Source organism: Chloroherpetonaceae bacterium, assembly GCA_033763895.1.
Lineage (GTDB): Bacteria > Bacteroidota > Chlorobiia > Chlorobiales > Thermochlorobacteraceae > JANRJQ01.
Genome location: JANRJQ010000007.1, coordinates 43577 through 57435, shown reverse-complemented (window position 1 = coordinate 57435; position 13859 = coordinate 43577). Strand labels below are relative to the sequence as shown.

Below are 13859 nucleotides of genomic sequence, written 5' to 3'. Positions count from 1 at the left end.
TGTTGAGTTTGAGTTTAGGTGTAAAGTTTGAAAGAGCATTTCACAAGTAGTCCGTCATGATTAGATTCAAATTTTTATAATAAAACAAATATTAATTTAACTTGAAGTCACTTGTGATTGATTCTGGGATTTTTTCATCAAATAATAATCACGATATTTTAACAGAAGTGCTTGTGAATTTGAAATCAATTATTAATTAGAATTCAGTTTCATTCAAGTCAAAATACACATTGTAATTTTATTTAACCACTCCCATAACGATTCGTTTGACATTCAATGATTAAACTCAACTATTTCGTTAAAGATGGATTCATGCTTAAGTCCGTCATATTCTCAGTTGCGGTTTTATTTTCTTTCGGCGAACTCGCTGCACAAAAGTGGGAAAAAATAAACGCGATCTTTCGGACTCAAGAAGGAACTCCCAAATTCAAAGAATTCAAACCGTCGAACTCAAATGGGTTTCAAGTTCAGGGTGAGCAACCATTTTTAGGAATTTCACAAAGGAGAGAAGAACTTTTTTCAGAGCCGATTTCCTCCAAAATGGCAGCTACTGTTGCAACAAATGGGACTTACGAATGCATTGTTTACTTCACAAAGGAAGCCCTCAACAATTCGGCCACTCGTCAAACGATCATTTCAAAATGGAAAGCAAAACGCGCTGAAATCAATTCGGTCTATGACCAATTTTTTACAGCAAGATTGTCCCTCAAAGAAATGGAATCATTGTCAGAAGAAGAAAGCATTTTATTTATTGATAACCCAGAGCTGCAAAGCCTTCATCGAATGAAAGATGACTTGAGTATTCCAGAATCAGGGGCGGCTTATCTTCGAGATATCGGCCTTAATGGGACAAAGTTTACCGGAAAGGGTGTTATTATTCTGGTAATTGATACCGGAATTGATTTCAAACATTACGATTTTCGTAACCCCGTCGATAAAAATAAAACCCGCATTCTTGCAATTTGGGATCAAACATTAACGCCCGTTGCAGGCGAAAATTCACCGATTGGCTTTACATACGGAGTTGAATATTTGCAAGAAGACTTGAATGGGGCAATCGCAGGAACAAAATCAGTTCGTACCCAAGACACCGATGGTCACGGCACGCATGTTGCGGGTACTGCTGCCGGAAATGGTTTAGGTTACGCATCAACCCAAGGCAATGATGTACTTCGCCGTTTTATGGGAATGGCACCTGAAGCGGACATCGTGGCCGTTCAATCCTTCTCAGGTCCAACGACCACACAAACAAGACTGATCGATGCCATCACCTATGCAAGGCTAATTTCACAACGGTTCGGCAAACCCGTAGTAGTGAATATGAGCTTGGGTTCCATACTTGGGCCTAAGGACGGTAAAGACCCCGTGAGCAGTGCAATTAATTCTTTTGCGAAGTCAGGACCCGGCCGAATGGTCGCAATCTCAGCCGGAAATAGTGGAAATGATTCCCTCCATCTCGGGAAAAATCTTTCTGCGAATGAAACCGCTCAAATTCAATTTCAAGTACCTCCTCCTACGAACGGAGGGACACATAGCGGTAATTTTTCAGTGGATGTTTGGGTTGAAACAAATGAGTCATTTTCAGCCACCCTTACAACACCCTCCGGACGAACTGTTTTAATTCCCAATAGTTCCAATACAACGGCTGCCGGCACACAAGAAGGTGTGATTCAAATTTTTAATAATGTTTATCCACCTAATAATCACAGAGAAATTTATTTTTCAATCGAAAATCCCACCGTGGGAGATTGGAGTCTTTCCTTCACAGTTCCAAGCGCAACGCGGTTTGATGCTTATCGCAGCAATAGCGGAACAGTACGGGCTAGAGTCATTGGTGGCGATGTTTCTCAAAGTATGGCGGGTGGTCAAGCCGCTTCGGAAGAAGGCATTACGGTTGGTTCTTATCAAACCCGTTGGATTTGGCCTTCTATCGATGGGGGAAATTATACGGTTTCTGGCAGCAGCGATCGACGAGGGAATATTTCCACATTCAGTTCTCTGGGGCCAACGCGAAACGGTGCCCCTAAACCTGATATTTCCGCACCCGGAGAGATGATTGTTTCCGCGTTTTCATCTTTAGCCTCTGCACCACAATCAAACATCGTAGCCGGCGGGAAGCATCGTGTTTTGCGGGGTACAAGTATGTCGTGCCCGCATGTGGCAGGGGCATTAGCCCTTCTGCTTCAAGCAAATCCGAATCGTATGTCGGAAGAAGTAAAAGCCACGCTATTGCAAACAGCCAATAAAGACAATTTCACAACGCTAAGCTACAATGTTACTTGGGGGCACGGTAAGTTGGATGCGGCAGAGGGTGTGGCACAAACACTCAATTCTTCGGCCAAGCTCAGCCTTTTTACCATTTCTTACACCGCTACACGCGGCATTCCAACGCGACAGTTTCCGCTTGGAAGAATATCGGGGTCGGCATTTGTGCCTGACGGCTTGGGGTTGTGGTTTACCGCGCCTGAAAAATCGCAGCTTATCGGATTTACTGTTGATATCGAGCGTCTTTCTGCAATTCCCTTAGGAACACTTGTGGCAGAGGTTTATCGCAATTCAACGCAGCGTGGGCTGAATTTACCCGGTCAATTCGTGGGCAAAGTTGAAACGCCCTTGGCGTTGCTGAGCCGAAGAACTCGACAATTTGTAAGTTTTCATGAAAACCCGATTTCCTTTGATTCAACGGGCAGCTATCACTTAGCGCTGAAGCTGAGTCTTCCTCTTTCAGATAGTATAGGAATCGGTGGCGACGATGGGCGATATTCGCAGCGCTCGTTGATACTTAACGGTGGAACTTGGTATAATTTCAGCGAACCTGAATCCGGACTAAGTTCATCGTTTTCTTTTTCGAATCTTCATATTCGACCAATTGTAGCAACCGCAGAAAATGTGACCGGTACCCCGATTGATAACGAGCAAACCATTAAGCCCGATGTTTTCGAATTGGGACAAAATTATCCAAATCCATTCAACCCCACCACCACAATCCCGATATTAATACGTGATTTGACGGATGTTGACGTAGAACTCTATGATGTTGTTGGTCGAAAAATTGCCGTCCTGATTCGAGAATCAAATAAACCCCCGGGCTTTTACTTGTATCAATTGAATCTTTCTCGCTTCGGGCTTTCAACCGGGGTTTATATTTATCGAATGAAAGCCGGTAATGCCGTTCAAGTGAAAAAAATGCTGTATTTGAAATAGTTTAGAAGAAGAAACTTTTTCTTCGTTGAAAAATTCACCGAAACCCCTTGCTTCAGCAAGCATTCCCATTAAATTTGCATTTTACATCCCCAAAAATTTTATAAGGAAAGTACAGTGCCAAGAAAATCAGTATCACAATCCGAACCGTCAGGAGAGCCTAACGAAAAAAATGAGCAGGCATCTTCTTATGTCGAACCTGCTTCATCAGAACCGGAGAAACCAAAAAAACGTACCTCAAAAAAAACTTCACAAAAGGAAACTTCAAAACCGTTGAAGTCAGAATCGAAACCCTTGAAAGAAACGGAAAGCTTTTGGGAAAGGCGTAAAATGGAGGTTTACGGGCTTAGCATCGTTGCCTTATCACTTTTTTTCATCATCGCTATTTTTTCATATAACAAAGCCGATGATCAAGTCATTGAAAATATTCGATTTTATGAAGTTTTTGGAAAGACAGCAAGGCTTGCTGCTGAAGCACTTGAAAACCCACTCGGCATTATCGGTGCAATGATTTCTTCATTTCTGGTGAATTCAATCCTTGGCTACCCTACGGCGATTTTAATGATCGCCATTACCATTTGGGGATGGTCGATGTTTCGAAAAAATGGATACGACCGTGCAATTTCAGCGACTATTTATACCATACTTTTTTCTCTTCTCATTGGAACACTCTTTGGCTTAACTAAAGTCAGTAATGTTTGGTCTGGGAACATCGGCAGGCTTTTCGCAAACCTTCTTAGCTCAATGATTGGCGACTTCGGGGCGTGGGCTTTTGTGCTGATTTCCATCGCAATTACGCTCGTGCTATACATCGATCTTGACTTGCAAAAAACGGCTGATCGGCTCGTTTTTATTTTTCAACGCAACGCAGTCGGTGCAAAAATGAAATTCAAAGAGTGGTATGCCGAGCGGGAAGCTGCGCGCGTAGCAGAATCAAATGATGAAGCCCGTTTCTCCGGCGCTGAATCTCAAGACCCGCTTGACCTTCTTGCGAAAGAAGAAGAACCTGAAATTGATAGCCATCAGCTTCAACCGCCATCACACGAAATCAATCCTTCTCTAACGCCGCAACTTGGTTTAAGAGAATCCGAAATTCCAATTTCAAATGAACCAACACATCGTGCAGAACCAATTGAAATATCCCTTTCAGATTTGAAAAATGAACAGAAGAAGGCATCACCAAAAGAACTTGAAGGTGGAAACCGAATTCCCAGTTCTGATAAAGCGTTACCGGAAGATTTTGGATTTCGCTACAAATTAAAAGAAGAGGAAAATCGATTTGTAGAAAAAATTTCTGCAGTAAGGCTCGAAGCAGAAAAGTTACAGGCTGAAAAATTGGAAGCAGAACGGTTAAAGAATGAATTGCAAGAAACTGAACCAAAACCAACTGAGAATTCAACACAAACCACGATTCAATCGGAAACGGTCACACCAAATCCATTGATTTCAGAGGCCGCGACACCTCACAACCGTGAAACCAATGAACGCGGAGAAGCTCAAAATATCAACCAAGCATCTGTACCGCTTGTGGTTAAGGGAGCGATTGCAGCTGCCGCTGCTGCTTCAAGCACGGCTCCGGAAACCACAGCACCCGTTGCATCGCTTGCCGGAGCCGCCGCGGCTGCATTTGTTTCAGAAAAGAAACCTCATGAAGCCCAATCGAATCAGCCAAAGCCAGAAGAATCGAATCTGAATTCAACGGGAAATCCTTCTATTCCTAATGAATTTGTTAAAGATGAAAATGAACAAAAATCAGAGTCGAGTGAGCCTCTGATTGACGCCTCTTTCATTATCCCTACAAACAAATTGAAGGAAGAATTTCCAAAATCAAATCAGGAATTGGGTGAAGATGAGGATCTCATAGATGAAATCATCTCTTCCAAAAAAAATCTCCACGAGCCGCTTTCACCCGAAAGCCTTGAATTGACCGTAAAGGAAACGATTGAGGAAACACCCGCCGATCTTGATGAGCGCGAGCTTGAAGTGGAAACCCGCGAGCGCGTGCCGTACCAATTCCCGTCAGTCGATTTGCTTATCGAGGGTGATGAAAGCAACCCGACCGTGACGATTGAAGAACTTGAAACCAACAAACGGCGATTACTTGAGAAGCTCAAAATTTATAAGATTGAAGTCGTTCGCGTTGAAGCTACCGTTGGCCCGCGCGTCACGCTTTTTGAATTGGAGCTTGCGCCGGATGTGAAAATCAGCCGCATCGTCACACTTGCCGATGATATCGCAATGGCAATGGCCGCTAAGGGAATTCGCATTATCGCCCCGATTCCGGGCAAGAATGCGGTGGGTGTGGAAATCCCGAATGCGAAAACGCAAATGGTGCGAATCAAATCGGTGCTTCAAAGTGAGAAGTTCAAAAATTCCACCGCCACGCTGCCGATTGTTTTCGGAAAAACCATTTCGAATGAAATTTTTATCGATGACCTCGCCAAAATGCCGCACTTGCTCATTGCCGGTGCAACGGGCTCGGGGAAGTCTGTCGGGATAAATAACATTCTCACCAGCCTCATTTATCACTGCTCACCCGATCAAGTGAAATTCCTCTTGATTGATCCCAAGCGGGTTGAACTTTTTCCGTATCAAAAATTAAAAAATCACTTTCTCGTTAAGTATCGTGATCTCGATGAGCAAATTATCACCGATACTTCCAAAGCTGTCTATGCGCTTAAGTCGATTGAAAAGGAAATGGATCGCCGCTACGAGCGCATGCAGAAAGGGGCGGTACGGCATATCAAAGATTTCAATGTCAAGTTTCCTTCCGAAGCGTTGCCATTTGTCGTGGTTGTGATTGACGAGCTCGCCGATTTAATGATCACGGCAGGAAAAGATGTTGAGGAGCCAATCGCACGCCTTGCGCAGCTCGCACGCGCGGTGGGAATTCATTTGGTTGTGGCCACACAGCGCCCGAGTGTGGATGTCATTACCGGCGTCATCAAGGCCAATTTTCCCGCAAGAATGGCGTATCAAGTGTCCAGTAAAATTGATTCGCGCACGATATTAGATGGCCCCGGCGCCGATCAGCTTTTAGGAAACGGCGATTTGCTTTATCAACCGGCAACCGAGCCTAAACCTATTCGGATTCAGAACGCGTATGTCTCGACGGAGGAAGTCGAGCGGATTACCGATTTCATCTACAACCAAGATGGCGTTGAGCCTTATCTCTTGCCCGCGCCCGATTTGAAACTCGGCAGTGCGCAAGACGATGACGACGATTTATTTGGTGGGAAATCGAGTGGCGAGCGTGATAAAATGTTTGAAGAAGCGGCGCGGCTTGTGGTTCGGCATCAAATGGGCAGCGTTTCGCTCTTGCAACGCCGTTTAAAGCTTGGCTTCGGCCGCGCAGCGCGGATTGTCGATCAGTTGGAAGAAGCCGGCATTGTGGGCTCACCCGATGGCACCAAAGCCCGTCAAGTCCTCATCCAAGACGAAGCCTCGCTTGAATTGCTGTTGAATAATTTGGAATGAAGAAGTAAACCCTTTTTTTGGGAAAATCGGATTTTAGACCTTGTTCAGTTTTCTGATATTGATTAAAGATGCGATTTGTTATCTTCTTAAAATCTTAAAAAAGGAGCAGATATGGCCATACCCATTGATTTATCGAAACTCTCGAAAGATGAACGCTTTGAATTACTAGAAGCAGTTTGGGAAAGTCTCGATAAAGAAATCGAGAATGAAGATTTTAGTGAAGAAGAAAAAAAGATTCTGGACGAAAGATTGGAATCGTTTCGTAAAAATCCAGATAAGGTAAAAGACTGGGAAGAAGTGAAGCAGAAATATGAGAAAAAATGAAGAAGATTCGAATAGTAGATGAAGCTGAAAGAGATTTGGACGAAATTATTAATTGGTATAATGAAAGAAGCTTTGAGTTAGGTGATAAGTTTTATCTTGTTTTTAAGAAGAAACTTGACTTGATTTTTCAAAATCCTAAAATTTATCGAAAATCATATAAAAAAATCAGAAGAGCAACAATTAATCAATTTCCTTACGGCATTTATTTTATTCATGATGATGAAGAAATTATAGTGTTAGCGATTCTTCACTTTAAGAGAAGTCCTAAACTAATATTTTCTCGATTGAAGGGAATTTAACCCTTCACTTCTTAAATATCCTCAGCGCTTTCTCCCGCTGCACACTATGCTCCACAATCGGTTTTGGGTAATCTTTACCGAATTCAAGCCCGATGTCTTTGGCGAAGAGTGGTTTTTTCATTGCCATTTCATAGGGGTTATGAATGTAGGCTGTTTTCACTTTTGCAAGTTCAGGCACAAATTTCCGAATGAAATCGCCCGTGGGATCAAACTTTTCGGATTGTGACGTTGGGTTGAAGATTCGAAAGTAAGGCTGCGCGTCGGTGCCGGTGCTTGCACTCCATTGCCATCCGCCGTTATTGGCGGCCAAATCCCCGTCAACTAAGTGCTGCATAAAATACTTTTCTCCGCGTTGCCAATTGATGAGCAAGTCTTTGGTAAGGAAACTCGCGACAATCATTCTGAGTCGGTTATGCATCCACCCCGTAGATTTCAATTGCCGCATTGCCGCGTCCACAATCGGGAATCCGGTTTGCCCATTTTTCCACGCCTCAAAGTATTCATCGTTTGTCTCCCACGCCAAATTGTTTAAGTCTTTCTTAAACGCACCGGTGGCGACATGCGGAAAGTGAACCAAAATTTGAAAGTAGAAATCGCGCCAAATGAGTTCTGAAATGAAAGTTTCAATTCCAAGATCAGCTTCATCTTTTGTGAGGTTGGTCCAAATAGGGTGATTTTCGTCATATTTTGCATCTCTGACGTGTATAGAATAATAATTGGTGAAAGCCCAGCCATTATGAATATCTCGATACTTCGTTCGGGCGCGGTGATACACCTCGCGAATCGACACCGTTCCAAAACGTAGATGCGCCGAAAGAAAGCTCGTTCCTTCAATGGCGGGGAAATCGCGGTCGTATTTGTAGCGTAAAATTTTCTCTTCTAAAAAGCTTGAAAGTGCATCTTGTCCGGCTTTTTCACCACCGCGGGTATAAGGCGTAATGCGATGCTCACCAACAAGTTCTTTCACCGTTGGGAGCGGGTGGCTTGTCACCGAATGAGGTTCAAAAATGAGCGGCTCTGTCTTGCAAGACGGAATGTCTGGGGTTTTGCTCAGCCAATTGCGTTTGTAGGGTGTAAAGACCGTGTAAGGCGTTCCGGCCGCAGAGCGAATCGCATCCGCCTCAAAAAGAATTTGATCTTTGAAAGGCGTTGCGGAAACGCCGATTGATTTCAATGCATCGGTCACGAGCCTATCGCGCAGCCGTGCTTCAGGTTCATAATCTTCGTTGTAAAAAACCTCGCTTGCACCGCTCTCTTTGGCAATCTGCAAAATCGACTCCAAAAACCGACCTCGGCGTACCACAAATTGTATTCCTCGTTCGCGATAGGCCTCGCCTAAGGCGTGAAGTGATTCAAGCATAAACTGAACGCAAGCCGGTGAGAAATCATCTTTCTCTTTCAGAATATCATCGGCTAAAATAAAACAGGGAATGATGCGAGTGGTTTTGCGAAGTGCGGCATTGAGCGCAGTGTTATCGGTAAGCCGCAGGTCGCGGCGATGCCAAAGAATGATGGTATGCACGGTATTGGTAATTTTTTGATGGATAACAGCGGGGAAAAGGGATAAATTTCAAAGAAGTATTAAGGTGGTCTATATCGTTTGGATAGAGTTTTGATTAAGCTAAGTTAAATGTTCTTTGAAGGTCATACTACTTTTTGATCCACCTCATTTGGCGTTAGGTCATTTAAGAATGAGAGTTACATCTTATTGAATTGGGCTGAAAAGCATACACTAAGCAGGAACTTATTCTTTCCTAAACCCCATAGGTTTTCGTTCAGTAATGGCGGGTCTTACCAATTCTTCTATGATTTGATAGATTTCTCGGATGTGTTCGCTATGTTCCATTTGTCTTTGGTTGAGGGCATCGATTTTTTTGAGCAAGTCCTCATAATTGACTGCCCATTGTCGCATTTTCACATAAACTCTCATGATGGAAATATTTACTTGAATGGCCGTTGGGCTATTTAATACCGATGAAAGCATCGCAATTCCTTGTTCGGTAAACATAAATGGAGGCGTCCGTCTTCCACCCCAACTTGATGTCGCAAATTGCGATTTCAAGTGTTTCCATTCCATTTCTGAAAGCTGAAACATAAAATCGTCAGGAAAGCGATCAATGTTGCGACTAACTTGCTCGTTAAGTCTCCTTGTTTCTACTCCGTAAAGAGATGCTAAATCGCTATCCATCATCACTTTCTGATTCCTGATTACAAAGATTGAGCGCAAAATACGCTCTTGTACAATTAAATCTTGCTTTTGGGTCATGTTGTTGTAAGAATAAAAACGGATTGCTACGAATTTTCAAAAAATTCCTCATCGATTTGTTTGACTTCATAAACATTCTTTATTTGAAAACCAACGGTAAATTGATGCATTAAATCCACAAGTTTACTACCATTGATTAGAACTATTTTATGATGTGCTTCTTTTGCCTTTTTAATTGCTGCTTCATCGAAATCGGAAGTTGTTACAAAAATTCCTTTTGTTGTATCTCCACTCATCGCGCCGATAAATTCGCGAATGTCTTTTTCCCTAACTTTATTTTCCGTGTACTTTTTAGCTTGAATGTATATTTTTTCAAGACCCAACTTATCTTCATTAATTATTCCATCAATTCCACCGTCTCTCGATTTAGAAGTTTCGATAATATCGCCATAACCCATTTTGTTTAACAATTTGAGTATTACTTTCTCAAAATAATAAGGATCAATGTTTTTAAGTTTTTCAAGAAGCTCAGCTTTAACTTCTGCATCAATGGCTGATATGCCTTTGTCAATTAAATCTTGTGGGGAGTCATTTTCTAGATCAAAATTATCGTCTTCGCCTTCCGTTTCTTTTTTTATTTTTTTTATTTTTTCATGCTCAACGTAATCTTTATCAAGTTTAAGTTCTTTTAACGTTAATGAACCTTTTTCTAAAATTTTTCTACCTTTTTCTGTTATTCTGACTAACCCTCTTTCTGGATATTCAACCATTTTGGCTTGTTTTAAGTAAGCTTTTCCCCACCCAATCCTATTTAAAACAATTGGATCGCCGCTTTTGGTTTCTAATTCTAATAAATCAGTTGATAAATTACCATAGTAAGTGTCTCTTACTTTTTTCCGTAAATCATTGTAGTGTATGGTTTTCCCGTCTGAGAGAGTTTTCAAAATTGGGAGCAGAGTTTCGTGAAATTTTGGGATGTTCATTGTTTAGAAGAAAAGTGTGAAAATGGTATTTTTATTAAATAAATAATAAAAGATTGAGATATTCAAGCATCCTTCACACTCTGCAAAATCAATTCTGCTGTTTTTTTCGGGAGTTCAAGCGTGATAAGATGCCCGCACTTTTTGATGAGTTCAAGTTTCGCGTTTTTAGCATACTTAAAGAGTTTTTCTGTATTCTTCCAACTCACCACCTGATCGCCTTTTCCGGCAACGAAGAGCATTGGAATATCAAGCGCAGCTACATGTTTGGGCAGCGATTCAGTCACCTCAATTTTCGCAAGTTGCTCGGCGGTTTGTTGAATGGCCGCACTTGCGCAAAAGCGAAGGCTGTTCACGCCCACCATAATATCTTCTTTCGTGGCGGGGTTTCGCGCAAGGGTGAGCCTTGCGTAAAGGTAAATGGGAGGCCACCATTTCACTTTTCTCATCACTTTATCGAAAATGAAGGGAATCATAACCGGAATCACTTTTGAAAGAAAAGGGCTATTCGGGAAGTAACCAAAGTTGAAAAAAGTAAGTGATTTGATCTCTTTTGGGTGACGAACCGCATAATCAAGAACTACAAAAGGGCCAAGAGAAAACGCAGCAATGTGATAAGTCTTTAGTCCTAAATGATCGACAAGGGCACGTAAATCAGCGGAAAGTGAACCCAATGAATAGTCATTTCGAACATCTTCTTTCGACCAACCGTGACCTTTCAAATCGTAGGCGATTGTGCGAATCCCTTCATTGTTCAAGTGTTTAATGACCTTATGCCACCACATCCACCAGCAATCCCACCCGTGAATCAAGATCACCGTTGGCATTTCGGCAGATGCATTCGGTTGTGAATCGTGGTAATGATGAAGCGTTCCGTTCAGGTAAACAAAGCGTGAGCCTTCCAAAAGTGAAAGTTCATAGTCAGCATAGTTTTTTTCGCGTGCTTTTTTTGACTCCCGCCTCAATTGAATTTCCTTAACATAAAGATTGAATTTTTCCGAAAGGTCAGTAAGGGGAGTTGATTCTGTTTGTGAACTAAGTGCATGATAAGCAGGCATACGCGTTTCCCTTATTTTTTTAAGTTTAGTTGAACCAATCGTTGATTTTTAAAGTATCCCACGGCAATCCCGAAAGGGCAGAAGTAGTGACAAGCGCCGCGTGCGCCAAAGACAGCCACAGAAAGCCCTACGAGGAATAGCACCGCGAAATGTCCAAACTGCATGAGAAGCATTTCCGGTGAGGTAAAGCTCAAGGATAAATCGGTGATTGGGTTGTTAATCGGGCTTTCACTCATATCGGTGATGGCAGAGGAATGAAAAAACCACGCAAGAGGAACCCAAACTATAAGAAAGAAGAGCGTAATGTATTGAGAAATTTTTGGATTGAAACTGACCCGCTTTTTGGCGAATCCATAAAAGAGATCTTGAATTCCGCCAAGCCAACAAAATGACGCGCATACCCAACGTCCGGAGCGCGATGCCGCGTAAACAAGACCTCCCCAAAAAGCGAGTCCTAACACAGCCCATAATATATTGGGAATCGCAAATTTGATAAGCGCAACATGCACAAAAATAAACGTGAGTTGAATAACCAATCGTTTGGAAACAATTTTCCTTCGCTTTGATTTTGAGGCGGAAGAACTCTCTCCTATTGAATTCAATTCGCTCGCTGAAAGCGTGTTTGTATTTGAAGGAGTCTTTTCTCCCGGCGCAACAAGTTGCGGTAATTTATCCGCTTGTCTAATCGGGATTTTCGTTCGAATGGGGGCTCCCGCATTTGGATCTTGATACTGCATAAGCGGATATGGTTGTGCGAGCGATTCGCTCGCGTTACTGAAATCGTTGGCGAAGACTAAGCTCGCATTTGCCGCGAGGCTCTGAGTTTAGAAAGTGTGGCACTTCGCTCCGCATTTTCATCTTCTTTTTCACGTGGGATTTCCTTAAAGAGAACCTTTAAGGTGTTCTTTTCACGAATGAATTTTTCCATTTCAAGGGTATAAAGCACTCGAGGCAAAGTAATTAAGCGTTGAATTCGATCGACGGTCACAGAAATATCAGTTCCCATTCGTTTCACGCTGACTTCATCGGCATCGCCAAGAAATGGAATATTGATGCAAAGAAGTTCGCGATTCAATTCAGCAACATTATCCTTCTTACTTTCAATCCAGAAATTTTTTCCTGCGTGGAAGATAGAGTCAGGCGATTGGTCACGAAACACCATTTTGCTCACCCGCGCCAATTCTTCAACCCCAATCGGCTCAGTGCGTTGCAATTCACATCGGAAAATTGGCGTAGGGTAAAATGAATTATCGATTTCAAGCAAATACTTCCGGTGCAAGTCTGACCAAAATTCGAAATAATCTCCAACAGTGTTCGAAGTAGGCAATACTTTATTGGCCACAATGCAATCAATATTGATGCCGTAAAGATGCACAAAGGTATAGGCTCGTTTAGTTTCAAGTATCGAGAGCTTTTCGGGATTCAAAACCAATCGGAAAGTGACTTCTGGGCGAAGAATAAATTTATTAATGTCTTCCATTTGCTTCATCAGAAGATTCACCTCATCAAAAAATTCCGGGTCAGGTGAATTCTGCCCACCAAGCGAGCGTTGAAGCGACGCCATATTTTTATACAACTTAAAAAACTGCTTGCCCATATTTCCACCGATGATAATCTCCGGATAGGCTAAAAGCCGCAGCGTATTTCCGGTGGGTGAAGTATCAAGAATAATCGCATCCCACTTGCCTGAATGTGCTTCATCAACAAGCCTTGAAAGCGAAAAGATTTCATCAAGCCCGGGCTGTGTGGTGAGTTCAGAGGCAACGCCTGAATCGACGCCTCGCTTTAAGTAGGAATCTGCAACGAACTTCTGAAAGCCGGACATGTGCTTTTTCAGTTCATATATCGTATCGATCTCAAGTCCGTATAAATTCTCGGCAATTTTGAGTGGCTCTTGCCGCCCAATCTTAAAATCGAAAACATCAGAAAGAGAATGCGCGGGATCTGAGGAAAGAATCAAAACGCGCTTACCTTCTTTAGCAAGCGCGGTTGCAGTGGCTGATGAGATGGTAGTTTTACCAGTTCCCCCCTTACCGGAATAAATAATGATGCGTGGAATTTTTGTATCAGGGGTCGGTAGCTCGCGTGTGAGCATAGTTTTTCTCCTTCGTGAGATCATTGAAAAAATCTCGAAGCGATTTTCAGTGATTAAAAGAGAGGTTCTCACCTTACTTCATGAACCGACAATACTACTTCGTAACTGTGTAAATCTCTCGATTTTAAGCGGATTTGCAATCTCTTTGTGAAAAAAAAAGCGGATGTTTTTGAATGAGGAAAGATGCGGAAAATTGAGCACTTAGAAAGCGAAGCGACT

General features: G+C 42.5%; 10 protein-coding genes. 4 read left to right on the top strand and 6 right to left on the bottom strand.

Annotated elements, in window-relative coordinates:
- The first annotated feature begins 276 nt into the window (after positions 1-276).
- The 4 genes from SFU91_05310 (at position 277) to SFU91_05295 (ending at position 7301) form a co-directional block, all read left to right on the top strand.
- Positions 277-3204 (top strand): S8/S53 family peptidase, encoded by a 2928-nt coding sequence (locus tag SFU91_05310; protein MDX2128435.1) that lies wholly within the window; start codon positions 277-279, stop codon positions 3202-3204.
- A gap of 114 nt (positions 3205-3318) precedes the next feature.
- On the top strand, positions 3319-6678 hold the full coding sequence (locus SFU91_05305; GenBank protein ID MDX2128434.1) for a DNA translocase FtsK: 3360 nt from the start codon (positions 3319-3321) through the stop codon (positions 6676-6678).
- A 111-nt stretch (positions 6679-6789) separates the two neighbouring features.
- Positions 6790-7002, top strand: a complete 213-nt coding sequence (locus SFU91_05300; protein MDX2128433.1) for an addiction module protein — start codon at positions 6790-6792, stop codon at positions 7000-7002.
- On the top strand, positions 6999-7301 hold the full coding sequence (locus SFU91_05295; protein ID MDX2128432.1) for a type II toxin-antitoxin system RelE/ParE family toxin: 303 nt from the start codon (positions 6999-7001) through the stop codon (positions 7299-7301). The genes SFU91_05300 and SFU91_05295 overlap by 4 nt, the downstream gene beginning before the upstream one ends.
- Before the next feature lie 4 nt (positions 7302-7305).
- Here SFU91_05295 and SFU91_05290 read toward each other — a convergent pair whose 3' ends face one another.
- The 6 genes from SFU91_05290 to SFU91_05265 form a co-directional block, all read right to left on the bottom strand.
- Complete coding sequence (locus tag SFU91_05290; GenBank protein MDX2128431.1) at positions 7306-8823, bottom strand: deoxyribodipyrimidine photo-lyase; 1518 nt, start codon at positions 8821-8823, stop codon at positions 7306-7308.
- A 222-nt stretch (positions 8824-9045) separates the two neighbouring features.
- A complete protein-coding gene (locus SFU91_05285; protein MDX2128430.1) occupies positions 9046-9567 on the bottom strand; it encodes an ORF6N domain-containing protein in 522 nt (173 codons plus the stop codon).
- A 26-nt stretch (positions 9568-9593) separates the two neighbouring features.
- Positions 9594-10490, bottom strand: a complete 897-nt coding sequence (locus SFU91_05280; protein ID MDX2128429.1) for a restriction endonuclease — start codon at positions 10488-10490, stop codon at positions 9594-9596.
- A gap of 62 nt (positions 10491-10552) precedes the next feature.
- Entirely contained in the window at positions 10553-11545 is a 993-nt protein-coding gene (locus SFU91_05275) for an alpha/beta hydrolase (GenBank protein ID MDX2128428.1), read from the bottom strand.
- Positions 11546-11556: 11 nt separating this feature from the next.
- Positions 11557-12282, bottom strand: a complete 726-nt coding sequence (locus SFU91_05270) for a 4Fe-4S binding protein (protein MDX2128427.1) — start codon at positions 12280-12282, stop codon at positions 11557-11559.
- A 56-nt stretch (positions 12283-12338) separates the two neighbouring features.
- On the bottom strand, positions 12339-13640 hold the full coding sequence (locus SFU91_05265) for a TRC40/GET3/ArsA family transport-energizing ATPase (GenBank protein ID MDX2128426.1): 1302 nt from the start codon (positions 13638-13640) through the stop codon (positions 12339-12341).
- Positions 13641-13859: the final 219 nt, after the last annotated feature.

What these genes read in the sequence shown, in the direction of transcription:
- SFU91_05310 (MDX2128435.1), top strand. Translation starts at nt 277, where the DNA reads ATGATTAAACTCAACTATTTCGTTAAAGATGGATTCATGCTTAAGTCC.
- SFU91_05300 (MDX2128433.1), top strand. Translation starts at nt 6,790, where the DNA reads ATGGCCATACCCATTGATTTATCGAAACTCTCGAAAGATGAACGCTTT.
- SFU91_05295 (MDX2128432.1), top strand. Translation starts at nt 6,999, where the DNA reads ATGAAGAAGATTCGAATAGTAGATGAAGCTGAAAGAGATTTGGACGAA.
- SFU91_05285 (MDX2128430.1), bottom strand. Translation starts at nt 9,567, where the DNA reads ATGACCCAAAAGCAAGATTTAATTGTACAAGAGCGTATTTTGCGCTCA.
- SFU91_05280 (MDX2128429.1), bottom strand. Translation starts at nt 10,490, where the DNA reads ATGAACATCCCAAAATTTCACGAAACTCTGCTCCCAATTTTGAAAACT.
- SFU91_05275 (MDX2128428.1), bottom strand. Translation starts at nt 11,545, where the DNA reads ATGCCTGCTTATCATGCACTTAGTTCACAAACAGAATCAACTCCCCTT.
- SFU91_05270 (MDX2128427.1), bottom strand. Translation starts at nt 12,282, where the DNA reads ATGCAGTATCAAGATCCAAATGCGGGAGCCCCCATTCGAACGAAAATC.
- SFU91_05265 (MDX2128426.1), bottom strand. Translation starts at nt 13,640, where the DNA reads ATGCTCACACGCGAGCTACCGACCCCTGATACAAAAATTCCACGCATC.